Source organism: Kitasatospora sp. NPDC001159 (genome assembly GCF_053598235.1).
The window spans coordinates 43614-67872 of the sequence record NZ_JBSFJV010000032.1 but is presented as its reverse complement, the minus strand read 5'-3'; the positions used below and the strand labels follow the sequence as shown (position 1 = coordinate 67872).

The window sequence follows — 24259 nt, the reverse complement described above, 5'->3', positions numbered from 1 at the left end:
GGGCTCCGGCACCGCCTCTGACGTATCCGGCTCCTGCTCCGCTCCGCGCTCTGTCAGCGTCGTCCGGCGTGCCGCCGCATGTACCGAGGCCACCGTCTGCGGAGCGGCCGGGGAAGTTGCGCGGGAAGGTGCGCAGCGAGTGGCGGCCGGAGGCGGGGCCCGGCCCATTGCCGGTGCAGCCCCGGCGACCGGCCTGGTGGATCCGGGCGCCGGCGGCGAGGGTCAAAGGCCGCGCCGGTGCGCAGCAGGTCCTGCAGCACCTCGCGGGAGCTGGGGTTGACGTCGAAGCTCAGCTCGGCGGAGGCCTGGCGCCCGTGGACCACGGCCGCGGCGACGGCGTAGTCGCGCAGGCCCGGGTTGGCGGAGGAGCCGAGCACCGCCTGGCCGGTCTGGGTGCCCGCCACCTCGTGGACCGGGACGACGTTGCCGGGCGAGCTGGGCCTGGCGACCAGCGGCTCCAGGGCGGAGAGCTCGATCCGGTCGGTGAGGTCGTGGCAGCAGCCCGGTTCGGCCGTGATCCGGCGGAAGTCCTCCTCGCGGTACCCGGCCACGGCGGTCACCGGGTGCGCAGGGCCTGCTCGCACTCGTGGCAGCGCCGCTCGGCCAGCAGGGGCGGATACCACGGCTCGCCCGGCCGGGTCGGCCGGTAGTGGGTGTGCTCCATGGGACCGCTCTCCAGCCCGCAGAGCGTGTACGGCTGAGGGTCCTCAGGCACGTCGGGATCGGCACCGGCGGCATGCACCGCGACCACAGCAGGTCCGACACCCTCCGGGCCGAGCTCCCCTTCCGGCTCCAGCTCGAAGAGCACAATGATCGATCCCATGCGTCGAGGCTCGGGCACCGCCGACGCCCCCACATCCGGGGTGGGCCGTCCGAGGTCGGGCGAGCTCCTCGTAGGACAGGCTGTCGGATCCTGCTCACCGTCGGGCATTCGTCGGGATGGCCTCCCCCGGCGGCACGGAGGCCCGGTATGACGTAGCGTGCGTGACATGAATGGCCACAACGCTGCCGTCCAGACCGTGGGGGTCCGATCCCTCCAGGAGGTCTTCGACGCGCTGGCGCAGACCGACGGCCTCCCCGCGTCCTCCAGCGGTTACCGGCTCGGCGTGATGAATGCCTACCGATGGGCGCTCGGCACCCAGGTCGCCGGTCCCATCACCCGCGCGGCCGCCGTGGGGGACACCGTCCCCTGCCGGACTCAACTGCTGGCCGAGTGCCAGGCCGCCGCCGTGGAGATCCGACACGGAGCACCGGCGCAGACCGATCCTGACTACGCACTCGGCGCCTACGAAGCCATGGCCTGGCTGTGCGGCCACCACGACGAACACCCGTAGGAACCGGTCCAGTGCCTCCGACCATTCGCCACGCCCCGGTCGACGCCCAGGGCCCGCCTGCGTACCTGTCGGCCACGGCGAACGCCGTCTGCGGATACCTGCTCTGCTTGCGCGACGACACGGGACGCAACCGGACGGTCCCGGTGGCTGTTACTGGCCGCCTCGGCCCCGCCGGCCACCCGGTGTACGCCGACCAGGACGGCACGGTGCAAGTTGAGATCACCGACGACGGCCGCCACCGCGCACTTACGTGGGGGGCCGCCCCGATCATCGCCGCCATGCCGTTGATCTGATAGCCGTGCCTGCGAGAGTCCTGCCGTCCGCTTGTCACACGGTCATCGAAGACGCGGTTGCTGCTGGTGGGTCCAATGAACGTCAATGACACGCCCCCGATCGGCTTGATGTGCCTGCGCGCAGCCGGCTGGACTCCGGCGAGACTCGTCGCCTCGCGTGGTTCGCGATCTGTCCCACTGACTGATGAGTGTCTCCGCGGCGAAGCTGCTCGGGAGATCGTTCCGGCGCCCGGCCGGAAAGACCACCCCCGCCGTACGGCCGGGGCGGTGTACGCCCCTTTGAACCGGGCAGGCGCGGTGGGTGATGAAGGAGGCTGTAGATCATGTTGGTCCTGCTGCTGGCTCGGAGTCCCTGCCGCCGACGGCACTGTCGATCCTCGGCTGTCTCCACCCCGACCAGCTGCGGGCACTACGCGAGGGCATGACAGGCCGCCGGCGGCTTCGGCTCCGGCCTGCCTGGCGGCGGCCGCCGCTGCGCTCCCGCCACCTCGCCGGCGTCAGCGCCGGAACCGCCGTACTCGCCGCCCTGTACGGAGAGCAGTTCCTCCGTTGCCTTCCGCCGCGGGCGTGACGGCGAATTGCTTGCCCACGCATGAACAGACGCACGACACCGCGTGCGCACCGAAACCCGCCAGACCTCACGAGAGGACGGGACCATGAACACTGGCAAGAAGAACGACACCCCACAGCCTGACGAAAACACCCCGCAGTCTGACGAAAGGACACGGGAGCGGTCCGCAGAGGAACGCCACATCGTCGCCCCCACGCCGAAGGACGTCCGGGCCAAGGCCGAGGACGACGAGACCCCCGAGCCGCCGCCAGCCGACACCCGGGCGCCGTGACCGCCAGCCGGACGGCAGCCTACCCACCGGTGGCAAACCGCTGCCCTGGCCGATGCCGGTCAGGGCAGCAGCGGGATGCCACGCTGGCATTTGAGGATCTCCCGACTTCGCCATCGGCTGAGACAGGCTCACCGCCACCTGTCCGCGCAGTGGCCACGGGCGGCCGCTGGATCGACCCCACCACTCCGCGCGAGTGTGCAACGTACGACAGCAAAATCAGGGACGCACCTTGCGGGCTTTCGTCCCGGGCACCCGCGACCGGGCTCAACTATTGAGCAGCCGGTTGAAGAAGGAGCGATACTGCTGGAGTGCCAGCCGCAGGTCCTCGGTCTGCACCTCGCCCCCACGGTTCCACTGCTGCTCCAGGCCTCGCTTGTGGTCCGAGAAGGAGGCAGCCAGGCGCCGCATCAAATCGGCGACCAGTGCGTCCGCCGAGCGCACCGCCTCCTGGGGATCGTCGACGAACTGGCTCTGGACCTCCTGCCAGCGGGACCTGAACTCATGCTCGTCCTCCGGGGCGAACAGCGGCTCCTCACCAGCGTCGCGCGTGCTCTCGCTCGGCTGTTCCGCGGTCTCCCGTTCCCCAGGGGTTCCGCCCTCGTCGGCGGTCTCCCGGCCCTCGGGCTCCCCGTTCTCCGCCGGTCCGGCTTCCTCCTCCCTCGTCCCGGCGCCCGCATCGGCGAGTCCACCAGTGGCCTCGCCCGGGTAGACCGGCCGGTCCTCCGCCGTTTCCGTCTCCTGCCGGTCCTGGCCCACGGGTTCCTTCTCCGCCTCGGGGGAACGGGCCAGATCCTCGGTGGTCAGGCGCTCTTCGTCATTCCCGGCGCTGCCTTCGTGTTTCATCTGCTTGATTCGCTTTCATCGTCTTGGTGGCCACTGTCGCTTTGCGTGTTCCGGACGCCGTCTCACCTTCGACCGCCGGCCGACCCGCGATGACCGTCACCGAGCAACTCGTCGAAGAGCGCGCGATAGTGCACCATCGCGCCGCGGAGCTCCTCGGTGGTCGCGTCGTGATCACGGATGTGCTCGTTCACCGCGTGGGCGGCCCGAAAGTGCTCCAAAGTACGTCCATGCTCCACGGACAGGTCCCGGACCTTCTGCTCGTAGCCCTCCGTTGGGTATCCGCGTTCATGCATGAGCACGGTCACGAGCCGGTCGGCCTGCTGCACCGCCACGCCTGGCTGGTCCACGAACTGCCGCTGGACCTGTGTCCAGTCCTCGGCATACCGGTCCCGCATCGCGTCCGGCAGCGGCTTGATGTCAAGTTGGTCGTGGCGCTGCTCGCGGGCACGCAGCTCCCGCTCTGCGGCGAACCTGCTCTTTGAGTGCTGGACGGTCCGGTCGTATTCGGGTCCGAAGCGCTTCTGGAGTCGGCGGTGCCGGATGAGGTACCACGTTGCAACGGCCAACAGAATGAGAACAACCGCAATGGGAACGATGATCGCAATAAGCGTTCCTGTGGACATCGGGTCCTCCCTGAGGCTCTGATGGCCAGAGCGGGTGCCCGGAATCGGCAGCTCAAAACTCGGTCGCGGGATCAAGACTGCCTGCTCTGCCGTCCGTCGAATTCCTGGACCGTGGAGCCTGAGCCCACCGTGCGACACCTCCCGTTGACCGTGGAGGCACCGCGACCGCTGCCGGAACCCACCGCCGCACTGACGGCCGCGCGCCGGTTCGAGCGGTCGACTTCGGCAGCGCAGGGGGTGGTTTCGACGCGGGCTGCGGGGCAAGCTCGAAGGCGGACAGCTTTCCTCACTGGGAGGGAGCCGCTCATGTCCGAGCACATCCTGGTGAACACCGGCAACGCCATCGGGCCCGTCCTGCGAAACACCGCGCTGGCGACCGACGAGACCGTCGTCTGCCGCGTGGAAGGCGAGATCGACCAGACCCAACAAGCGAGGCTGGAGAACGCCCTCGCGCGCGCCGTCAGGGACCGCCCGCACCAGCTCGTCGTCGATCTGGCCGGTGTCACCTTCTGCGACTCCTCCGGCCTGAACACCTTCCTCCAGACCCTCCAGGACACCGCACTGGCCGGCACCCGACTCGTCCTGGCAGCCCTCTCACCGCAGATCCGCCGACTACTGGAGATCACCAGCACCGACGAACTGTTCACCATCCGTGACAGCATCCACGCGGCCCTCCACACCGACCGCCCGCATCAGCGGAGCCGGCCATGAACATTCCGTCACGCTACGCGATCACCCTGCCTGGCGTCCCCGGCCCGCCGGAAGTCGTCATCGTCCACGCCACCGGCGAGGCCACCCGAGTCGACCAGCCGGTGTTCTTGGACGCCGCCGCCACCTTCCGCGTCGAAATCGTGGCCGGAATCGCCCGGCCCGCTCCACCCCCGCAGACGCCCGGGACACGCCATCTCGCTCACGGAACATCCGAGCGGGGCACCGAACTGCGGCCGATCGGCAAGTCTGTCTGGGGCGAGTGCCCGCTGCGGTGATACTGCCCAGGACCCGGGCAACCCTGACGCTCTGCCACCCCGCTCCGTGCCGGGCGGGTTTCACACCGGCGCCGACGGGTTACCCGCGCACACGGGCTCCACACCGGTGCCCAGGGCCAGAACCGCGCTGTGGAGGAGTTGCGTGATGAAGGTTTCCGATTATGTGCTCGAGCGGCTGCGTGACTGGGAGGTCAAGTACGTCTTCGCCTACCCCGGTGACGGCATCAACGGGCTGCTGGCCGCCTGGGGCCGCGCCGAGGACCGGCCCCGGTTCATCCAAGCGAGGCACGAGGAGATGGCCGCCTTCCAGGCCGTCGGGTACGCCAAGTTCTCCGACCACACGGGAGTCTGCGCCGCCACCTCCGGCCCGGGCGCGATTCACCTCCTTAACGGCTTGTACGACGCCAAGCTCGACCACGTCCCGGTGGTCGCGATCGTCGGGCAGACCGACCGCAGTGCCATGGGCGGCTCATACCAGCAGGAAGTCGACCTCGTGGCCCTGTACAAGGACGTGGCCTCGGAGTTCTGCGAGATGGTCACTGTCCCCGCCCAGCTGCCCAACGTCCTCGACCGGGCCATGCGCATCGCCGCGACACGCCGCACGGTCACTGCGGTGATCATCCCCGCCGACGTGCAGGAACTCGACTACGAGCCGCCGGCGCACGCCTTCAAGCAGGTCCCCTCCAGCCTCGGCATCCCGCACTATGCCCCCGTCCCCACGGACGAGGATCTGGCGAAGGCGGCGGAGATCCTGAACGCCGGCGAGAAGGTGGCGATGCTGATCGGGCAGGGCGCCCGGCACGCCCGCCCCGAGGTCGAGCAGGTCGCCGACCTGCTCGGCGCCGGTGTGGCGAAGGCACTGCTCGGCAAGGACGCGCTGCCCGACACCCTGCCGTACGTGACCGGCTCGATCGGCCTACTCGGTACCCGGGCCTCCTACGAGATGATGCGCGACTGCGACACCCTCCTCGTGGTGGGCTCCAGCTTCCCCTACACCCAGTTCCTGCCCGACTTCGACCAGGCACGGGCCGTACAGATCGACCGCGACCCGTCCATGGTTGGCCTGCGCTACCCGTTCGAGGTCAACCTCGTCGGCGATGCCACCGAGGCGCTGCGCCGTCTGATCCCCCTCCTGGAGCGCAAGGCGGACCGCAGCTGGCGCAAGACGGTGGAGGACAACGCGGCGCGCTGGTGGGAGGTCATGCAACGCCGCGCCGAGGTCACCGCGGACCCGGTCAACCCGGAGTACGTCGTCCACGCGCTGGACGCGCTGCTTCCCGAGAACGCGATCGTGGCTGCGGACTCCGGCTCGGCGGCCAACTGGTACGCCCGCCACCTGCGCTTCCGCGACGGCATGCGCGGCTCCCTCTCCGGCACCCTCGCGACCATGGGGCCGGGGGTGCCGTACGTGATCGGCGCGAAGTTCGCCCACCCGGACCGGCCGGCGATCGCGATCGTCGGCGACGGCGCCATGCAGATGAACGGCCTCGCCGAACTGATCACCGCCGCCAAGTACTACCAGGAGTGGGCCGATCCGCGCATGGTCGTGGCGGTGCTGAACAACCACGACCTGAACCAGGTCACCTGGGAGATGCGCGCCATGCAGGGCGCACCGCAGTTCGAGCCCTCGCAGAGCCTGCCCGACGTGCGCTATGCCGACGTCGCCCACATGTTCGGCTTGGGCGGGGTCCGGGTCGAGACGCCCGACCAGGTGGAGGCGGCGTGGCGTCAGGCGCTCGCCGCGGACCGGCCGTTCGTCATCGACTTCCGCACCGATCCCGCGGTGCCACCCATCCCGCCCCACGCCACCTGGGACCAGATCAAGGCCGCCGCCTTCGCCGTTCTGCACGGCGACAGCGACCGGGCCTCCGTGGTCCAGCAGGGTGTGAAAGCCAAGATCCAGGACTTCCTGCCCGGCAGCGGGCGGAGCTGACCGATGCCCAACCGCAGGAAGGGAAACCTCGCCGGTCAGGAGGTGGACCTCGCCGCACTGGAGCGCGCGCTGCGCGCGGAGGTGGCCGGCGAGGTCCGGTTCGACGCGGGCAGCCGCGGCGCGTACGCGACCGACGGCTCGAACTACCGCCAGGTCCCGCTCGGCGTGGTCGTGCCCCGCACGGTGGAGGCCGGAGCCGTCGCGGTCGCCGTGTGCTCCCGGTTCGCCGCCCCGGTGCTCTCGCGCGGCGGGGGCACCAGCCTCGGCGGGCAGTGCACCAACACCGCGGTGGTCATCGACTGGACCAAGTACTGCAACCGGCTGGTCTCGGTCGACCCGCAGGCACGGACCTGCGTGGTCGAACCGGGCATCGTCCTCGACGAGCTCAACCGCCAGCTAGCCCCGCACAGCCTCCAGTTCGGGCCGAAACCCTCCACGCACAGCCACTGCGCGTTGGGCGGGATGATCGGCAACAACAGCTGCGGCGCCTCCGCGCAGGCCTACGGCAAGACCGCCGACAACGTCCGCCGCCTGGAGGTCCTCACCTACGACGGCGCCCGGTTCTGGGCCGGTCCCACGAGCGACGAGAAGTACGCGCGGATCGTGGCCGCCGGCGGGCCGGCGGCACGCCTGTACCAGGGGCTGCACGACCTCACCGCCCGCCACCTGGCGGAGATCCGCCGCGGCTACCCGAAGATCCCTCGCCGGGTCTCGGGCTACAACCTCGACGCTCTGCTGCCGGAGAACGGCTTCCACGTGGCCCGGGCCCTGGTGGGCAGCGAAGGCACCCTGGTGACCGTCCTGCACGCCGAACTGGAACTGGTCGACGTCCCGGCCGCCGAGGCGCTGCTCGTCCTCGGCTTCGACGACATCTACGCCGCCGCCGACGCCGTCCCCACCCTGCTCGAACACAGCAGCCCCACAGAGCTGGAGGCCATCGATGGGCGCATGGCGCAGCTGATGCGCGAGGAGCACGCCTACCTGGACTCCCTGGAACGCCTGCCCGCGGGCGACAGCTGGCTGATGGTGCAGTTCACCGGCGACACGAAGGAGCAGGCGGACGCCCAGGCGTACGAGCTGCTGCGGGCGATCGGCCGGGGCGAGCACGATGCGTCGGTGGCGCTGTCCGACGATCCGGCGCGCGAGCACGAGATGCTCAAGGCCCGCGAGGCGGGCCTGGGGGTGACCGCACGGCCGCCGGACGGGTCCGAGACGTGGGAGGGCTGGGAGGACTCCGCGGTGGCCCCGGAGAAGCTGGGCGCCTACCTGCGTGATCTGGAGCGGCTCTTCGTCCGCTACGGTTACCAGCAGGCTTCCCTGTACGGGCACTTCGGGCAGGGCTGCGTGCACACCCGCATCCCGTTCGCCCTGCGCGAGGGCAAGGGCATCGAGGCGTTCAGGGCGTTCCTGTTCGACGCGGCCGACCTGGTCGCCTCCTACGGCGGCTCGCTGTCGGGCGAGCACGGTGACGGGCAGGCCCGCGGCGAACTGCTGCCCCGCATGTTCACCCCCCGGCTCGTCGAGGCGATGGGCGAGGTCAAGGCGCTGTTCGACCCGGGCAACCGGATGAACCCCGGCAAGGTCGTCCACCCCCACCGCGTCGATGCCGATCTGCGCCTGGGCGCCGACTGGCGCCCCGCACCCCGGCAAACGCACTTCGCCTTCGCCGACGACCGGCACGACTTTTCCCAGGCGGTGCTGCGCTGTGTGGGCATCGGCAACTGCCGCACCCATCGGGGTGGAGTGATGTGCCCCTCCTACCGCGCCACCGGGGAGGAAGAACACTCCACCCGCGGCCGGGCCCGGCTGCTGTTCGAGATGCTCGGCGGCCACGACGACTCCCCGGTCACCGCCGGGTGGCGCTCCCCCGAGGTCCGCGACGCCCTCGACCTGTGCCTGGCCTGCAAGGGATGCAAGTCCGACTGCCCGGTCGGCGTCGACATGGCCGCTTACAAGGCCGAATTCCTCGCCCACCACTACGAGGGCCGGCTGCGCCCCGCCGCCCACTACGCGATGGGCTGGCTTCCCCTGTGGGCACGACTGGCGCGCACGGCGCCGGGCCTGGCGAATGCCGCCCTACAGGCCCCCGGCCTGGGGCGTATCGGGAAGATGCTCGCCGGCGTGGACCCGCGCCGCACCGCACCGCTGTTCGCCGACCGGTCGTTCCAGCAGGACTGGCGCCGCTCGGGCAGGCCGCAGCCCGATCCACGCGATCCACGCACCGTACTGCTGTGGCCGGACACCTTCACCAACAACTTCCACCCGCACATCGCCCAGGCGGCTGTCCAGGTCCTCGAGGACGCCGGCTTCCAGGTCGCCGTCCCTGACGGGCCGGTCTGCTGCGGCCTGACCTGGATCTCCACCGGCCAGCTCGTCACCGCCCGCCGCGTCCTGAAACGCACCATGCGGGCGGTGCGGCCGTGGCTGGAAGCCGGCACGCCGATCATCGGCCTCGAACCCTCGTGCACCGCGGTCTTTCGCGACGACGCCCCCGACCTGCTGGCCGGCGACCAGGACATTCAGCGCCTGGCCGCGCAGACCCGCACCTTCGCCGAGCAGCTGACCCGCCACGCCCCGGACGGCTGGCACCCCCCGCAAGCCGGCCGGGCCGCGACCGTGCAAACGCACTGCCACCAGCACGCCGTCCTCGGCACCAGCGCGGACCGCGAACTGATGCGCCGCGCCGGCATCGCCGCGAACCTCCTCGACGAGGGCTGCTGCGGCCTGGCCGGGAACTTCGGCTTCGAACAAGGACACTACGACCTCTCCCAGGCCATCGCCGAACAGGGCGTCCTGCCCGCAGTGCGCGACACCGCCCCCGACGCCCTCGTCCTGGCCGACGGCTTCAGCTGCCGCACCCAGATCGACCAGGCCGACACCGGACGGCAGGCCCTGCATCTGGCCGAAGCCCTCGCCCTGGCCCTGGACGGAGAGCTGCCCGGCGACCATCCCGAGCAGACGGTCCCCCGCCCGCAGCCTCATCCCGCAGCAGCCCGCCTGCTGAGCGCAGGCGTCGCCGGCGCCGCGGCCGGCCTGGCCACGGGTGGAGTGCTTGCGGCCTGCCACCGCCGCCACACCCGGAGGGCGACACGATGAGATCCCTGCACGAGCGGCTACACCGCGAGGCCCGCGCCTACAGCGGCGATGACGACCGCCCCCTCGCCTCCTACGCCGGTCTCATGGGCCTCTACGCCACCGCCGCCGCCGGCGTCGCCGCTGCCGCCCGGGCCACCGGCCGTGCACTGCCCGATCCGACCCCGTGGGACGTCACGCTCACCGCGTTGGCCACGCACCAGTTGTCCCACCTGATCGCCAAGGATCCGGTCACCAGCCCGCTGCGCGCACCGTTCACCCGTTTCGAAGGCACCACCGGGCCGGCCGAACTGGCGGAGGACGTGCGCGGCACCGGCGCCCGCAAAGCGATCGGCGAGCTGGTGACCTGCCCGTTCTGCACCGGCCTGTGGGTCGCCACCGCCTGCACCGCCGGGTCGATCTTCGCGCCGCGCGCCACCAGACTCGTCACCGCCGCACTCGCTGCCCTGGCGGCGGCCGACTTCCTTCAGTTCGCCCGCACGGCGGCCCAACACGCAGCTGACGACGCGTCATGACAACCGATGCCGCCGCGACCGTCGAGGACCTGCGCGCGCAGGTCCTCGAATTCCCCACCGACGCCCCCGAGGCCGACGGCACCCTCGCCTGGGAATCGACCACCATGGTCCTGGTCCACGCCCGCAGCGGGGACACTGCCGGCCTGGGCTGGACCTATGGCGCTCCCGCCACCGCCCAGGTGATCACCGGTCAGTTGCGTGACCTCGTCGTCGGCCGTCCGGCCTTCGACATCCCGGCCGCCAACGAGGCGATGAGCCGCGCCGTGCGCAACACCGGCCGCCCCGGCCTGGTCGCCGGCGCCATCTCCGCCGTCGACATCGCCCTGTGGGACCTCAAGGCCCGCCTCCTCGACATGCCGCTGATCGACCTGCTCGGCGCCGCCCGGCGCGAGGTGCCCGTCTACGGCAGCGGTGGTTTCACCACCTACGGCCACCGCCAGCTGGCCGACCAGCTGCGGGAGTGGGCCGAGCAGGGTTTCACCCGCTTCAAGATCAAGATCGGTGAGGAGTGGGGCGCCCGGGAACGGCGGGACCTGGAGCGTACCGAGCAGGCCCGACAGCTGATCGGCGACGACGCCGATCTCTACGTGGACGCCAACGGCGCCTACACCCGTAAGCAGGCCGTCCGCCTCGCACACTCGCTCGCCGGGTGGGGGGTGAGCTGGTTCGAGGAGCCCGTCTCCTCCGACGACCTGGCCGGTCTCGCCCTCGTCCGCGACGCGGTCACCACCGACGTCGCGGCCGGCGAGTACGGCTACCACCTGCCCTACTTCGCCCGCATGGCCCCGGTCGTGGACTGCCTGCAGGCCGACGCCACCCGCTGCGGCGGCATCACCGTGTGGCTGCGCGCCGCCGCCCTCGCCCAGGCCCACAATCTCCAGCTGTCGGGGCACTGCGCCCCGCACGTCCACGCCCATGCAGCCGCCGCGGTGCCGAACCTGCGCCACCTGGAATGGTTCCACGACCACGTCCGCATCGAGCACCTGCTGTTCGACGGCGCCCTCAGCCCCGACGGAGGCATCCTGCGCCCGGGACAGGAAGGCCGGCCCGGCCTCGGGCTGAGCCTGCGCAGAAAGGTTGCCGAGCGATTCCGTGCCCCGGGCTGACGCGGACCGGCGTGTCCTGGAGCGGGCTCGCTCAGTACAGCAACGGACGACCCGAGGGGGTCCGTAGGTCGAGCGGAGGCCGCGGGCGCTGCGGGGCGGGACGCTTGACCACCCTGATTCCGGTCATCTCCGTCACCTCCTTGATCACCGAGCGTGTGCCCGCCCCGGGCCCCTTCCATGCCTGCCACCGTCCGTCCGTCGCCTTCGAGGGAGATGAACCGTTGACCGCCCCCACCGCAGGCCCGCCCGCTCCCCATGTCCTGCGCGACTACGCGCTGCTCGCCGACGGCCAGCGTGGAGCCCTGGTGGGGCCGCGGGGCGACATCGCGTGGATGTGCGTACCCGGCTGGGACAGCGACGCCGTCTTCGCCGCCCTGATCGGCGGTGACGGCTGGTACACCGTCACCCCCACTCAGTCGTACGTGTGGGGCGGCTACTACGAACCGGGCAGCCTGATCTGGCGCAGCCGGTGGACTACCACCGGCGGCATCGTCGAGTGCCGCGAGGCCCTCGCCCACCCCGGGGACGCGCACCGGGCGGTGGTGCTGCGCAGGATCACGGCCGTCGACGGCGACGCCGACCTCGACGTGCAGCTGAACCTCGCCGCGGGCTTCGGCGCACACCCGCTGCGGAAGATCAGGCGCGACGAGGCCGGTTACTGGACGGGGCGGGCCGACGATCTGCACGTGCGCCTGCGGGGTTGCCCTGACGCCCGCGCCGACGGCTCGCTGTTGCGCAGCGGTGTGCGGGTGGAGGCTGGCAGGTCTCGCGACCTGGTGCTGGAGGTCTCCGACCGGCCGCTGCCGAGCCCCGAGCCGGCCGGAGCCCTGTGGCGGTCCACCGAGGCCGAGTGGGCCGCGCGCGTCCCCGGCCTGCACGGCGTGCTGGGGCAGCGGGACGCCCGGCACGCCTACGCGGTCCTCACGGGCCTGACCGGCCTTGCCGGCGGGACGGTCGCCGCAGCCACCACCAGCCTGCCGGAGCGGGCAGAGCAGGGCCGCAACTACGACTACCGGTACGTGTGGATCCGCGATCAGGCCTACATCGGCCAGGCCGCCGCCGCGAACGGCCTGCGCCCGCTGCTCGCGGACTCGCTGCGGTTCGTCACCGCCCGTCTCCTCGACCACGGCCCCAGCCTCGCCCCCGCCTACACCGCCGCGGGCGGCCCGGTTCCCGACCCGCGGAGGCTGGACCTTCCCGGTTACCCGGGTGGCTTCAACGTGGTCGGCAATCGGGTCAACCGCCAGTTCCAGCTCGACGTGTTCGGCGAGAGCCTGCTGCTGCTCGCCGCGGCCGCCCGCCACGACCTGCTGGATGTCGACGGGTGGCGCGCCGCCCAGATCGCCACCGACACGATCATCACCCGCCATGGCGATGAGGACGCCGGGATCTGGGAACTCCATCCGGACCGGTGGGCGCACAGCCGGTTGACCTGCGCGGCCGGGCTGCGCGCCATCGCCACCGCCCACCCCGCACAGGGCCGGGGCCTCGCGGCCCGCTGGGAGGCGCTCGCCGACCGCCTCATCGCCGGCACGGGCGCCGACTGCCTGCACCCCAGCGGCCGCTGGCAGCGCTCGCCCACCGATCCGGGGGTGGACGCGTCGCTGCTGCTGCCCGCCGTGCGCGGCGCCCTGCCCGCCGACGACCCGCGCAGCCGCGCCACCCTGGACGCCGTCCTGACCGACCTCGCCCAGGACCACTACTGCTACCGCTTCCGCCACGACCACCGCCCCCTGGAAGACGCCGAGGGCGCGTTCCTGCTGTGCGGATTCCTCGTCGCCCTCGCCCACCACCAGCAGGGCAACCAAGCCGAGGCGGTGCGCTGGTTCGAACGCAATCGCGCCGCCTGCGGACCGCCGGGCCTGTACGCCGAGGAGTTCGACGTCGCCCAGCGCCAGCTACGCGGCAACCTGCCCCAGGCCTTCGTCCACGCCCTTCTTTTGGAAGCAGCCGCCACGCTGGCCCGCACCCGGTGACCAAGGCGCCGCGTTACCTCCCGGCCGTGTCGCCCGCTGGGACCGTGATCATCGTGCACCGACACTCGCCGACCTCCCCGCGGTGGGGCTCGGGGCTCGCGCCTGACGCCACCTCAGGGCGACGGCGCCCGCCCCGAGCCTCTGGCCGGAAGCCGCGGCGAACGCCGTGGCGGGTCGGCGATGGCATGTCGTGGTCAGGCGTTGCGCTGGCCTGGCCTCGACTGGTGGGAGGGCGCCTGCGATGCGACGACATCAGCGAGCGAATCGACGGCCCCGCACGCCCGCGGCCAGCGAGATGTCGTGGCCGCGGGCCAGCTCGCGGTCCACCGCGAGCCGCAGCCGGACGGACACGCCACGGTCCACCTGGCCGGGAAGGTCGCGGACGGCAGGTGCATGTCAGGGCATCGCGGCGCTGTCGGCGTCCAGCAGGGCGAGGAGTGCGTCCCGGTGGAGGCCGGCGATGCCTTCGAGGAGGTCGGGATGGCGCAGCAGGGCGGCGGCTTCGCTGTCGCGGGGGCCTGGGACGGTCAGCCGGCGCAGGCCGCCAGCCTCGTCGCGGTGCTCGGTGCGCTCGAGCGCCTGGCGGGCGCGACCGGTCAGCGAGGGGTCGGCCAGGAAGCACGCCGCCCAGCTGACCACGGTCTCGTCGACCCAGGTACGCCACGCCATGCCCTCGTCGTCACCGAGGTCGGCCGCGGTGAGCCAGTCGAGCCGGCCGGTGCCACCCGGGCCGAGGAGGTGGAGCAGCTGCACGTCCAGGGCGGTGGGGTGGCGCAGGTGGGCGGCGAGGGTGGCGGCCTGGCGGGCCTGGGCCTCGGCCAGCGCGTAGTTGAGTGCGCCCGGGGGCGGCGGATAGGCGGCCAGGAGCCAGCGGGTGCAGGCGGCTATGACGGGTGTCAGATCGGCGGGCACGGCAGTCGGTCCCTCGGAAGCGTGCTCGCCTGCCCGGTGATCGGGTGCGCGAGCTGGTGCGCGGGGGCGGCACTGCCACCGCTTCGTGGACGACCAGTGTAGGCCGGGCCTGGCAGGGATCGGCATGCCCGGCGTCACGCCCGGCCGTGCGGGCGGAGCCGGGCCGGCCGGGCGGGCCTCCGATCGGTCCGCGCGCTCTGTGGCCGAGCAGTACCAGGCAGGACCGTGGTCCTGCCTGGTACTGCTCGGCGAGGAGGTTCAGGACTTGCCGCGGCCGGTGACGAAGTCGCGGGCCCGGTCGACCAGGCCGACGCCCGGGGCGAGGAGCTTGCTGGCCGTCGGAGTACTGGGCGCGGAGGGGTGCGGGCGGGTGGGAGCCATGGACTTGGCGCGGCGGATCTTGTCGCCGAGGTCGTCCAGCTGCTGCGGGGTGCAGGCCCGGCGCAGCATGGGGAAGAGGTTGTTCTCCTCGTCCTGGACGTGGGCGGCGATCTCGTTCATGAGTTGTTGCAGCAGCGGGCTCATCTGCGCGTCGTCGGTGTCCGTCTTCTCCAGCTGCTTGAGGATCTTCTCGATCCGGCCGTGGTCGGCGATCTCCTTGTCCGCGAGCCGGTCACCGTCCTGGATGTGCTTGCGCACCGCCGGGTACAGGTACTGCTCCTCGGCGACCGAGTGCCGCACCAGCTCAATGGTGACCTCGTCCACCATGTCACGCAGCTGCTGGCCGCCTGCGGTCATCGCCTGGATACGGGCGAACATCTCCTCGACCTCGCGGTGGTCGGTCATCAGCTCGTCGATCACGTTCCGGCCGTGCGCCATCGCACATCCGCCTCTCGTCCTGCCGGGTCGGGTCCATCCCGCCCAGCCCAGACATATCCCTGCCCGGCGCACGGCGCCTGCCGAGCCCGCTGTGGCCTCACCCGATCGGCCCTTCCGCGCACGGCACAGCGGCAGGCTGGTCGAACAGCATCGGGTCCCACAGCGCTGACCACAAGCCGATGCAGAGCCTCGGCGTAGACGAACAGGAAGCGGTGTGGGTCGTGTCCTGCGAGGTGCTGGCGGCCGGGCTGCGCAGGCCTGCGGGGGACCGCGATGTTCCACATCGGGCCGGGTGACGGCGGCATCGGGCCAGGTGACGGCAGCGAGGTATTCATCGCGCTGCGCGGACGGCCAGCGTGGCGCTCCTGAGCGCGCCCGTCACCGCCTTGGCCCGGTTCCTCGCCGAGACCAAGGAGTTGGTGCCCGACGGCGCGGAGCCTGCGCGCACCGACTGGGACTGGCGCATCCGTGGCTGCTGTCGGTCTGACGGCTGGCCGTGGGACCAGGCCAGGATCCGGAGGAACGCCACATCCCGCGATTCTGGGGCCTGCTGCCCGCTGCCCCTTCAGCCGATCGCGTTGGTGTCGGTGGTGGCCCGGCGCGGCCCGGGCCTCGGTGGCACGCTCGCGGCCTAGCGTGGCGGTCCGGTGCTGCGCGCGCCGCGGCCGCTGGAAAGCGGCAGACTTCGGAGAGGAGCGGGATCCGGTGACCGAGTACGGCTACTTCCTGTCGTGTGAGGAGTTCACTCCGGCCGAGCTGATCGACCAGGCCCGGCGGGCGCAGCAGGCCGGGTTCACCCGGCTCGCGATCTCGGACCACTTCCATCCGTGGAACGAGGCGCAGGGCAACAGCGCGTTCGTGTGGTCGATGATCGGCGCGCTGTCGCAGGCCGTCGGCCTGCCGGTCACCACGCTGGTGACCTGTCCCACGGTGCGGCTGCACCCTGCGGTCACCGCGCAGGCCGCCGCCACCTCCAGCGTGCTGCTCGGCGGGCGCTTCGCGCTCGGGGTCGGCACGGGTGAGGCGCTGAACGAGCACATCCACGGCGACCGGTGGCCGTCCTTCGAGGAGCGCGCCGACATGCTGGAGGAAGCGGTCGACGTGATGCGCAGGTTGTTCGCGGGCGACCTGCTCAGGCATCGCGGACGGCACTACACCGTCGACAACGCCCGCCTCTACACCGCACCCGATGGGCCCCTGCCGATCCTCGTCTCCGCCTTCGGTCCGAAGGCCGCCGGGCTGGCCGGCCGGATCGGGGACGGGTTCGTCACCATGACCCCTGCCGCGGACCTGGTGGGCGCCTTCCGTGACGGCGGCGGGGAGGGCAAGAAGGTGGTGGGCGGGGTGAAGGTGTGCTGGAGCAGCAACCGGGAGAAGGCCGTCGACGTGGTGCACCGGCTGTGGCCGACCGAGCTGCTGCCTGGTGAGCTCGCCCAGATCCTCCCCACCCCAGCGCATTTCGAGCAGGCCAGCGAGCTGGTCACCCTCGACATGGTCGCCGACACGGTCACGTGCGGCGACGACGTGGAGGAGCACGTGGAGACGGTGCGCGCCTATGCGCGGGCGGGCTTCGACGAGGTGTACGTCGGGCAGATCGGTCCAGATCAGGAGGTTTTCTTCGACGCCTACCGCGAGCTCGTGCTGCCCGCCCTCCAACGCTGACCGGGGTGTCGCCCAGACGGGGCCGCGAAGCCGTCGACGGCGAATTGGACGGGCGGCGGCGCGGATGGCGCGTTGGCGACCGGCGGACTGCTGGTCAGCGGCGCGGCAGGTGGTGCCGCCGTGGTGCGATGGCGGTTGGCCGACAGGCCCGGCGGCCCGAAACCGCTCACCGTGACGGTGTGAGAGGCTACCGCTCGCCGCGCTGAGGAAGGCCGGGCGGGCGGCCCTGCGAGAAAGCCGTTCCCGTCACGGCCGGGCGGTGTTTCCGGCCCGCCGATCAGGGCACGCGGGGCGCATGGGGTGTCCCAGCCCCGCGCGAACCGCGCGCCGCCGCACACTTCGCGGTCGCCGTTCAACCCGTGGACTGGACCCGACGAGGCCCGTCGACCGTGCGGCGCCCCTGTGGCAGTGGAACCGATTGCGCGCCGTCCTGCTGCACGCTGCGCCCTCCGACTGCGGACCGGTCTGGCCGGGCCGCGGCTCGGCGGCCGGTACGCGTGTCAGCCCGATCCCTCTGGACCGTCGTCGTGCCAGCCGCTGGCCTCGCGGTCCTCCAGTCGCTCGCGCAGCCGGGCCAGAATGGCGCTGAGCAGACGGGAGACGTGCATCTGGGACACGCCGATCCGCGTCGCGATCTGCGCCTGGGTCCAGCCGTCCCAGAAGCGGAGCTTGAGCACGGTCTGCTCGCGCTCCGGCAGTTCCGCCAGCAGCGGACGGACGGCGGTGCGGAAGTCGGCCAGCTCGATGCCGGGGTCGCAGCCGCCGAGGCGGTCCAGTATCGCGCTGCCCGTCTCGTCGGTGTCACGTTCGCGCAGCGCGTCCAGCGAGTTCGGCCGGTAGACGCGGCTGGCAACCAGTCCCTCGATGGCCTGCTCGACGGTGATGTGGAGGTCCTCGGCGATCTCCTCCGGGTGCGGGAGGCGGGCGAGTTCCTGCTCCAGCCGGTCGGAGCCGCGGGCCACTGTCAGGTAGAGCTCCTGCATGCTGCGGGGCACGCGGACGGGCCAGGAGGTGTCGCGGAAGTACCGCTTGATCTCGCCGACGATGGTGGGGATGGCGTAGGTGACGAACTCGACGCCGCGGTCCGGGTCGTAGCCGTCGACGGCCTTGATCAGGCCGATCGTGCCGACCTGGAGGATGTCGTCCATGTCCTCGGAGCGGTGCCGGAAGCGGGCGGCGATGAAGCGGACCAGCGGCATGTTGAGCTCGATGATCGTGCCGCGCACGTAGCTGTAGGCGTGGGTCTCCCGGGCGAGGCCGTGCAGGCGCCCGAACAGCGCGTCGCTGAGCTCGCGCGCCTCGAACTTGCCCATCGCCCGCAGTTCAGCCTCGGTGAGGCGCTGCGGGAGATCGGACGGGAGGCAGTGGTGCGGGCCGTCCGTGCGCTCGGCACGGCTGGCGGTTTCGAGCGAGGTGGACACTTGCTTCTCCTGGGCTCGGGTGAACGCCCGGCGTCATCCGCCGGCTTCCTCCCCTGGGACCTGTGCCAGGCTTCTTCAAGCGACGGTCCCGGTGGCACCCGATGGGTGCGGAAGCGGCCGGTCGAGAGCAGCCGCTCCATCGGGGTTTTTACCCGTCATCCGATACATGAATCATATTTCGGGTGATTTATGGGTTTTCGCCGGGTACACGCGCCCGTGCAACGACCTCAGTGGGAGAAGGAGGAGGAGCGGTGGGATCCACCCAGTGGAAACGCTCCGGCGCATCGCCTTCCTCCTGGAATGGGAGGGCGCCTCGCCGTACTGCGTCCGGGCGTTCCACACGGCGGCCGACGCCGCCCACAGCCTGCCGCCGGGCCCGCCGGACGCCGTCCGTGCCCGGCAGCTGAGGGGCCTGGTGTGAAACCGCCCCTCCCGGGCAGACGCGGCGCGGGGCGGAGCCCGCCCCCTCGCACGAGAGGAGCGCACTCCATGGGTACCGAGGAAAAGCTGCGCAACGCCGCGGAGAAGGCCCACGGCAAGGCCAAGGAGGCCGCCGGCAAGGCCATGGGCGACCGGGTCGTCGAGGCCGAGGGCCGCGGCAAGCAGATGAAGAGCGACCTGAAGCAGGCCGCCGAGAAAGTCAAGGACGCCGGGAAGGACTGAGCCGGCGGCCGACGGTCGCCCCGCGCGACCGCCGGCCCGGCCGGCGGGAGAACCACCGTGAAGGCAGTGGCCTGACACGGACACCGCGACGTCCGCGTCGACTCCGTCCCCGGCCCGGCGGTCCGGGGGCTCCCGGACATCCTGGTGGAAGTCACCGCCACCGGACTCTGCGGAGCCGACCTGCGGTTCAGATGGGGAGCGATGAGGCCGGCAGCCTGACCGTGCACGCGCTCGGCGGTGAAGCCTCCGCGCTGGAGCGGGCGTTGACCGGAGACGCCCGGTGAACGCCTGGCTGCTGGCGGCCGCTCTCCTCGCCGCCGGCGGGATCGGCCCCTGCCTCTCGCTCGGGCTGCGCGGCGCGCCGCAACAGCGGCTGGCCGCGCTCAACCTCGCCGCGACGGTGACGTCCGTCGTCCTGCTGCTGCTCGCCCAGGGGTTCAGCCGCACCTCGTACACCGACCTGGCGCTGGACCTCGCCGTCCTCGCCCCCGCCGGGACGCTGGTGTTCACCCGCCTCCTGGCCGGGAGGCAGCGATGACGGGCCGGCACACCGTCGCGCTGGTCCTGCTGTGTGCGGGACCGCCGCCCTACTGCTCTCCGCCCTCGCCCTCGTCGTGCTGCCGGGCCCGTACCTGCGGCTGCACGCCCTCTCCCCCGCCGCCGCCCTGGGCGCGCCGCTGGTCGCCCTCGCCCTCGCGGTGGACACCGGCCGGGCCGGGCGGCTGCCAAGCTGCTGGTGATCGGCCTGCTGCTGGCGGTCGGCGGCATCGTCACCACGATGGCCGTCGCCCGGACGACCGTCCGAGCAGGAGGCGAAGCGGTGAACAACGCCCTAATCGTGATCACGCTGCTGCTCACCACCGTCACCGCGACCGCCGCCGCGCTCACCGGCGACCCGGTCCGGCAGGCTGCCGTCCTCGCCCTGCTCGGGCTCTGCCTCGCGCTGCTCTTCACCGTGCTCCAGGCCCCGGACGTCGCGCTCTCCCAGCTCGGTGCGGGCAGCGCCATCACCCCGCTGCTGATCCTGCTGACCGTCCGCCGGGTGCGCCACGAGGAACACCCCGACGACCGTCCGGACCGCACCGAGTGAGCCGCACCGCCCGGCTGCGGCTCTTCCTGACCGCCGCCGGCGTCCTAGCGGCCGCCCTGATCGCCGCCGCGACCGAGCTGCCAGGCTTCGGCGGTGTCCGACACCCGTACGGTGAGCGGGCGGTGGCGGCCGGACTGGCCCAGCGCACGGCCAACATCGTCTCCTCGGTCAACTTCGACCAGCGGGCCTTCGACACCCTGGGCGAGGAGGAGTCGATCCTGCTCGGCTCGGTGCTCGGCGCCGGCCTACTGCTGCGTCTCACTCGGGACGAGCGCAAGCGCCGGGCAGCCGCCGAACCCGTCCTGCCCAGCACCCGGCTGTTCGGGGCCGCCCTGCTGCCGGTCACCCTGCTGACCGGCGGATACCTCGTCGCCCACGGCCAGTTGAGCCCCGGCGGCGACTTCCAGGGCGGCGTCGTACTGGCCACCGCGCTGCACCTCGCCTACGTCGCCGCCGACTACCTGGTGCTCAAGCGGATCCGCCCGCTGGCCGTGCTGGACGTGGCGGACGCGCTGGCCGCCGGGGCCTTCGCCGCGCTCGGTCTGATCGGCCTTGCCGAGGGGGTCGGCTACCTCGCCAACGCCCTGCCGCTCGGCACCTTCGAACAGCTCTCCTCCAGCGGGCTGGTGGCCGTGGTGAACGCCGTCGTCGGCGTGGAGGTCGGCTCGGGCGTGGTGGTGCTGCTGGCGCACTTCCTGGACCAGGCGGTGGAGGTCGTTCCCCGGACCCCGAGGAGGAAGCGTTGAGCGTCTCGCCCTGGTCGTCGTCGCCTTCGTCCTGGTCCTGGCCGGTCCGCTGGTGAAGGCCGCGACAGCGCCCTTCCACTTCTGGCTGCCGGACGCGCACGCGGTGGCGCCGAGCCCGGTGTGCATGCTGCTGTCCGGAGTGATGGTCGAACTCGGCGTCTACGGCGTCGCGAGGATCCACCAGGTGGTGTTCGGCGGCGCAGGCGGTCTGCCGGAGGCCGTCGTCCGCGACACGCTGCTCGCAGCCGGGGTGCTCACCGCACTGGTCGGCGCCGTCATGTGCTGGCAGCAGCGGCACCTGAAGCGGATGCTGGCCTTCTCCACGGTCGGGCACATCGGCTTGTTCCTGGTCGGCGCGGCTCTGCTCACCCCGGCAGGCCTGGCCGGATCCGCGGTGTACGTGGCCGGCCATGCAGGCGCCAAGGCCGCCCTGTTCGGTCTCACCGGCGTCCTGCTCGACCGCTACGGCTCGGTGGACGAACACGGGTTACACAGCCGGGCTCGCGAACTCCGGCTGCCCGGGCTGCTGTTCGTCCTCGGCGGGCTGGCCCTGGCCGGGCTGCCGCCGTTCGGCACCGGGCTCGGCAAGGCCGTTGCCGAGGAGGCCGCCGGGCGCGAACTCGCCTGGCTGCCAGCCGTGTTCGTCCTGGTGTCCGCACTGACCGGCGGTGCGGTGCTACGCGCGGGCCTGCGGGTCTTCGGCGGAGTCGGCGCCCCGCCGTCCGAGCACCCCGAGGCGGCCGCGACCACCGGCGAGGGCGAGGAGCCGGAGATCTGTTCAGCTGACCGCCGACTGCCGACGCCGATGCTCGCCGTGCCGGGGCTGCTGCTGGCCGGCTGCCTGGCCGTCGGTGTCCTGCCGGGGGTCGGACGGGCTCTCGCTGCGGGAGCGGCGGCCTTCGCCGACCGCGCCGTGGTGGACCGCCTCCGGGATCGCACTGGGCCTGCTGTCCGCGCTGCTGGCCGCCGGCTTCGCCACCGCCGCCGTCCGCCGCGCCCCCCGGCGCGACACCGGCGGACTGTACCGGGCGGCCGTCCTGCCGCTGCGCCGCCTGCACTCCGGTCTGCTCGGCGACTACGTGGCCTGGCTGACCGTGGGCCTGGTCGCGCTGCTGGTGGCGGCGACAGCGCAGCTGTGAGCTCATCCGTTTCCGGTCCGCCCGCCCGGGTGGCCGCACGAGGCCGGACGGGAGTCCGGCCAACCCCGAGGAGGCGGCCCGTGCGCATACCCGGCACCGGACCGGTCCGCACATCAGGCTGGCCCGCGACACGCTCGGCGTCGAGATCCGCAGCGCCTGCGTCACCTGCTGGCCCTCCCCCGCCCCGGCAAGCCCCGTCGTGTCGCCACAGATCGACTTCGGCGCCGGCCGCGCCCGCTTCACCCGGTTCCACCTCCACCACGACCCCCACGGTCGCCGCTACTGGACCCGGCCGCCCTCAACAACACCCCCACCTCCGGTAGCCGTGTTGCCGCCCTGACCCTGTTGGCGCCTCGGCAAGAGCATGTGCGCATGTGCGCACGGAAGCGACCTAAGACGACCGGATGAGCACCGGCACTGATCTGGCAGACCGCCGCAGCGGCGGGCCGAGGAGCGTTTGGGCGTCGCCGTGTCCGTGCTGGCGCTGCTGGCCGGCCGCACCGGCTCGCTCTGCTGGAGCGGCCCGGCCGGGGCGAGGCGGACGTCACGACGCCGACCGAGGCCACGGGTGCCACCCGGCCATCTGTCAGCCAGCACCTCGCCAAACTCCGCCTGGCCGGCCTCGTCACCACCCGCAAGGACGGGCGACGGGCCGTCCACTCGCTGCACCTGCGCCGGCTCGTCGACGAGGCACTGAACGTCGCCGACCACCAGATCGGCCACCTGCCACCCACGACTGACTCACACATGCGGGGAGGGTGCGGACGGCCACACGGCAAATATGTGCACACGTATGCACATATTCTTTATGCTGGATTGACCACCCCACTGCCGACCGGGACGGGGGCCCATGCTGTCCGTGCTGTGCAACCGCACCTACCGCCACCTGTTCACCGCACAGGTCGTCGCCCTCGTCGGCACCGGCCTGGCCACGGTGGCGCTATCCCTGCTCGCGTACCGGGTCGCCGGCAGCAACGCCTCGGCGGTGCTCGGCACCGCGCTGGCGATCAAGATGGTCGCCTACGTCGCCATCGCACCGATCGCCGGCGCGCTCGCCGGACGGATACCCCGGCGGGCCCTGATGGTCGCGATGGACCTCACCCGGGCTGGCGTCGCGCTCACCCTGCCGTTCGTCACCCAGGTCTGGCAGATCTACGTCCTGATCTTCCTGCTCCAGGCCGCCTCCGCCGCCTTCACCCCGACGTTCCAGGCCACCATCCCGGACGTGCTGCACGCCGAACGCGACTACACCCACGCCCTGTCGATGTCCCGGCTCGCCTACGACCTGGAGTCCCTGTTCAGCCCGGCGCTCGCCGCGATCCTGCTGTCGGTGGTCTCGTACAACTGGCTGTTCACGGGGACCACGGTGGGCTTCCTCGCCTCCGCCGTCCTGGTCGTCTCGGCCGTCCTGCCCAAGCCCGCACCGGTCGAGCGCACCGGCGGGATCTACGCCGAGGCCGCCTTCGGCACCCGTCTGTTCCGGGTCACCCCGAGGCTGCGGGCCCTGCTCGCCCTCGACCTCGCGGTCGCCTCCGCCGGCGCCATCGTCTTCGTCAACACGGTCAACGTCGTCCGCGACCACTTCCACCGCCCAGCGGGGGCCGTCTCGCTGGCCCTCGGCGCCTACGGCGTCGGCTCGATGCTCACCGCCCTGCTGCTGCCCCGCCTGCTGGCCCGGGTCAGCGACCGAGCGATCATGCTGCCCGCCGCTTTCGCCCTGCCGGCCGTGCTCGCCGCCGTCGCCCTGATCACCGCTGCCCCCGCCGGCACCGGGACGTGGGTGGCCCTGCTCGCCGCCTGGGCCCTCGTCGGCGCCGGCAGCTCCGCCGTGCTCACCCCAGGCGGGAGGGTCATCCGCCGCTCCGCCGCCGACGCCGACCTGCCCGCCGCCTTCGCCGCCCAGTTCTCCCTCTCCCACGCCTGCTGGCTGCTCACCTACCCCCTCGCCGGCTGGCTCGCCGCAGGCGCCGGGCTGCCCGTCACCGCCGTCGTCCTCGGCATCGTCGCCCTGGCCGCCGCCGTCGGAGCCGCCGCTCTGTGGCCGTCCCTCGACCCCGAGACCCTCGACCACCTCCACACCGACCTGCCCGCCGGCCACCCCCACCTCGCCGACGCGCACGCAACCGCCACCGGCGCCTGGCACCACGGCCACCACTACGTCATCGACCAGCACCACCACGCCTGGCCCCGCCCGGTCGGCGCCTCCGCCACGGCCGGCTGAACCTGCCCGGGCCGTCCCGCAGCAGCCCTACACGGTCACTGC

The 24259-nt window shown here is 72.2% G+C and carries 25 protein-coding genes and 1 pseudogene; 19 read left to right on the top strand and 7 right to left on the bottom strand.

Annotated features, from left to right (window positions below):
• Window positions 1–53 precede the first annotated feature (53 nt).
• Together ACWC9T_RS18750 and ACWC9T_RS18745 are read right to left on the bottom strand one after the other, a co-directional pair.
• Window positions 54–551: a hypothetical protein gene (locus ACWC9T_RS18750; RefSeq protein ID WP_449822143.1), complete on the bottom strand. Its 498-nt coding sequence runs from the start codon at window positions 549–551 to the stop codon at window positions 54–56.
• A 5-nt stretch (window positions 552–556) separates the two neighbouring features.
• Window positions 557–823 (bottom strand): hypothetical protein, encoded by a 267-nt coding sequence (locus ACWC9T_RS18745; protein ID WP_449822142.1) that lies wholly within the window; start codon window positions 821–823, stop codon window positions 557–559.
• 166 nt (window positions 824–989) lie between these two features.
• Here ACWC9T_RS18745 and ACWC9T_RS18740 point away from each other — a divergent pair, with 166 nt between their 5' ends.
• The 3 genes from ACWC9T_RS18740 to ACWC9T_RS18730 all read left to right on the top strand — a co-directional run bounded on the left by ACWC9T_RS18740 (window position 990) and on the right by ACWC9T_RS18730 (window position 2469).
• Complete coding sequence (locus ACWC9T_RS18740) at window positions 990–1334, top strand: hypothetical protein (protein ID WP_449822141.1); 345 nt, start codon at window positions 990–992, stop codon at window positions 1332–1334.
• A gap of 11 nt (window positions 1335–1345) precedes the next feature.
• Entirely contained in the window at window positions 1346–1627 is a 282-nt protein-coding gene (locus ACWC9T_RS18735) for a DUF6296 family protein (RefSeq protein WP_449822140.1), read from the top strand.
• 656 nt (window positions 1628–2283) lie between these two features.
• Window positions 2284–2469 (top strand): hypothetical protein, encoded by a 186-nt coding sequence (locus ACWC9T_RS18730; protein ID WP_449822139.1) that lies wholly within the window; start codon window positions 2284–2286, stop codon window positions 2467–2469.
• A 264-nt stretch (window positions 2470–2733) separates the two neighbouring features.
• Here ACWC9T_RS18730 and ACWC9T_RS18725 read toward each other — a convergent pair whose 3' ends face one another.
• On the bottom strand, window positions 2734–3312 hold the full coding sequence (locus ACWC9T_RS18725) for a hypothetical protein (RefSeq protein WP_449822138.1): 579 nt from the start codon (window positions 3310–3312) through the stop codon (window positions 2734–2736).
• Between the two features lie 62 nt (window positions 3313–3374).
• On the bottom strand, window positions 3375–3935 hold the full coding sequence (locus ACWC9T_RS18720; protein ID WP_449822137.1) for a hypothetical protein: 561 nt from the start codon (window positions 3933–3935) through the stop codon (window positions 3375–3377).
• Window positions 3936–4241: 306 nt separating this feature from the next.
• On the opposite strand from ACWC9T_RS18720, the gene ACWC9T_RS18715 reads away from it, so the two are divergent.
• From ACWC9T_RS18715 to ACWC9T_RS18685, 7 genes are all read left to right on the top strand, one after another.
• Window positions 4242–4646: an STAS domain-containing protein gene (locus ACWC9T_RS18715; protein WP_449822136.1), complete on the top strand. Its 405-nt coding sequence runs from the start codon at window positions 4242–4244 to the stop codon at window positions 4644–4646.
• Window positions 4643–4921, top strand: a complete 279-nt coding sequence (locus ACWC9T_RS18710) for a DUF6296 family protein (RefSeq protein ID WP_449822135.1) — start codon at window positions 4643–4645, stop codon at window positions 4919–4921. Before ACWC9T_RS18715 ends, ACWC9T_RS18710 begins: the two co-directional genes overlap by 4 nt.
• A 145-nt stretch (window positions 4922–5066) precedes the next feature.
• Window positions 5067–6854 carry a thiamine pyrophosphate-requiring protein gene (locus ACWC9T_RS18705; protein ID WP_449822134.1) on the top strand — a complete coding sequence of 596 codons (1788 nt, stop codon included), beginning with the start codon at window positions 5067–5069 and terminating at the stop codon, window positions 6852–6854.
• A 3-nt stretch (window positions 6855–6857) separates the two neighbouring features.
• Window positions 6858–9950, top strand: a complete 3093-nt coding sequence (locus ACWC9T_RS18700; RefSeq protein WP_449822133.1) for an FAD-binding and (Fe-S)-binding domain-containing protein — start codon at window positions 6858–6860, stop codon at window positions 9948–9950.
• Entirely contained in the window at window positions 9947–10462 is a 516-nt protein-coding gene (locus ACWC9T_RS18695; protein WP_449822132.1) for a DUF1360 domain-containing protein, read from the top strand. The genes ACWC9T_RS18700 and ACWC9T_RS18695 overlap by 4 nt, the downstream gene beginning before the upstream one ends.
• Window positions 10459–11568 (top strand): enolase C-terminal domain-like protein, encoded by a 1110-nt coding sequence (locus tag ACWC9T_RS18690; RefSeq protein WP_449822131.1) that lies wholly within the window; start codon window positions 10459–10461, stop codon window positions 11566–11568. Before ACWC9T_RS18695 ends, ACWC9T_RS18690 begins: the two co-directional genes overlap by 4 nt.
• A gap of 221 nt (window positions 11569–11789) precedes the next feature.
• Window positions 11790–13544, top strand: coding sequence for a glycoside hydrolase family 15 protein (locus ACWC9T_RS18685; protein ID WP_449822130.1), 1755 nt, complete (start codon window positions 11790–11792; stop codon window positions 13542–13544).
• 396 nt (window positions 13545–13940) lie between these two features.
• Here the strand turns inward: ACWC9T_RS18685 and ACWC9T_RS18680 are convergent, their stop codons facing one another.
• On the bottom strand, window positions 13941–14456 hold the full coding sequence (locus ACWC9T_RS18680; RefSeq protein WP_449822129.1) for a hypothetical protein: 516 nt from the start codon (window positions 14454–14456) through the stop codon (window positions 13941–13943).
• Window positions 14457–14714: 258 nt separating this feature from the next.
• Window positions 14715–15275 carry a hemerythrin domain-containing protein gene (locus ACWC9T_RS18675; protein ID WP_449822128.1) on the bottom strand — a complete coding sequence of 187 codons (561 nt, stop codon included), beginning with the start codon at window positions 15273–15275 and terminating at the stop codon, window positions 14715–14717.
• A 705-nt stretch (window positions 15276–15980) separates the two neighbouring features.
• On the opposite strand from ACWC9T_RS18675, the gene ACWC9T_RS18670 reads away from it, so the two are divergent.
• Window positions 15981–16937, top strand: a complete 957-nt coding sequence (locus tag ACWC9T_RS18670) for a TIGR03557 family F420-dependent LLM class oxidoreductase (RefSeq protein WP_449822127.1) — start codon at window positions 15981–15983, stop codon at window positions 16935–16937.
• Between the two features lie 500 nt (window positions 16938–17437).
• On the opposite strand, the gene ACWC9T_RS18665 is transcribed toward ACWC9T_RS18670, so the two are convergent.
• Complete coding sequence (locus ACWC9T_RS18665) at window positions 17438–18358, bottom strand: SigB/SigF/SigG family RNA polymerase sigma factor (protein ID WP_449822126.1); 921 nt, start codon at window positions 18356–18358, stop codon at window positions 17438–17440.
• A 265-nt stretch (window positions 18359–18623) separates the two neighbouring features.
• Here ACWC9T_RS18665 and ACWC9T_RS18660 point away from each other — a divergent pair, with 265 nt between their 5' ends.
• The 8 genes and pseudogenes from ACWC9T_RS18660 (at window position 18624) to ACWC9T_RS18625 (ending at window position 24217) form a co-directional block, all read left to right on the top strand.
• A complete protein-coding gene (locus tag ACWC9T_RS18660) occupies window positions 18624–18779 on the top strand; it encodes a hypothetical protein (RefSeq protein WP_449822125.1) in 156 nt (51 codons plus the stop codon).
• 68 nt (window positions 18780–18847) lie between these two features.
• Complete coding sequence (locus tag ACWC9T_RS18655) at window positions 18848–19021, top strand: CsbD family protein (RefSeq protein WP_449822124.1); 174 nt, start codon at window positions 18848–18850, stop codon at window positions 19019–19021.
• A gap of 280 nt (window positions 19022–19301) precedes the next feature.
• Window positions 19302–19559 (top strand): monovalent cation/H+ antiporter complex subunit F, encoded by a 258-nt coding sequence (locus ACWC9T_RS18650; RefSeq protein ID WP_449800568.1) that lies wholly within the window; start codon window positions 19302–19304, stop codon window positions 19557–19559.
• 31 nt (window positions 19560–19590) lie between these two features.
• Complete coding sequence (locus ACWC9T_RS18645) at window positions 19591–19761, top strand: monovalent cation/H(+) antiporter subunit G (RefSeq protein ID WP_449822123.1); 171 nt, start codon at window positions 19591–19593, stop codon at window positions 19759–19761.
• On the top strand, window positions 19758–20111 hold the full coding sequence (locus ACWC9T_RS18640; RefSeq protein WP_449822122.1) for a Na(+)/H(+) antiporter subunit B: 354 nt from the start codon (window positions 19758–19760) through the stop codon (window positions 20109–20111). The genes ACWC9T_RS18645 and ACWC9T_RS18640 overlap by 4 nt, the downstream gene beginning before the upstream one ends.
• Entirely contained in the window at window positions 20108–20857 is a 750-nt protein-coding gene (locus tag ACWC9T_RS18635) for an MnhB domain-containing protein (protein WP_449822121.1), read from the top strand. Before ACWC9T_RS18640 ends, ACWC9T_RS18635 begins: the two co-directional genes overlap by 4 nt.
• Before the next feature lie 7 nt (window positions 20858–20864).
• Window positions 20865–21996, top strand: a pseudogene (locus ACWC9T_RS18630) (complex I subunit 5 family protein); the annotation flags it as partial.
• Between the two features lie 850 nt (window positions 21997–22846).
• Window positions 22847–24217: an MFS transporter gene (locus ACWC9T_RS18625; protein WP_449822120.1), complete on the top strand. Its 1371-nt coding sequence runs from the start codon at window positions 22847–22849 to the stop codon at window positions 24215–24217.
• The last annotated feature ends 42 nt before the right edge of the window (window positions 24218–24259 follow it).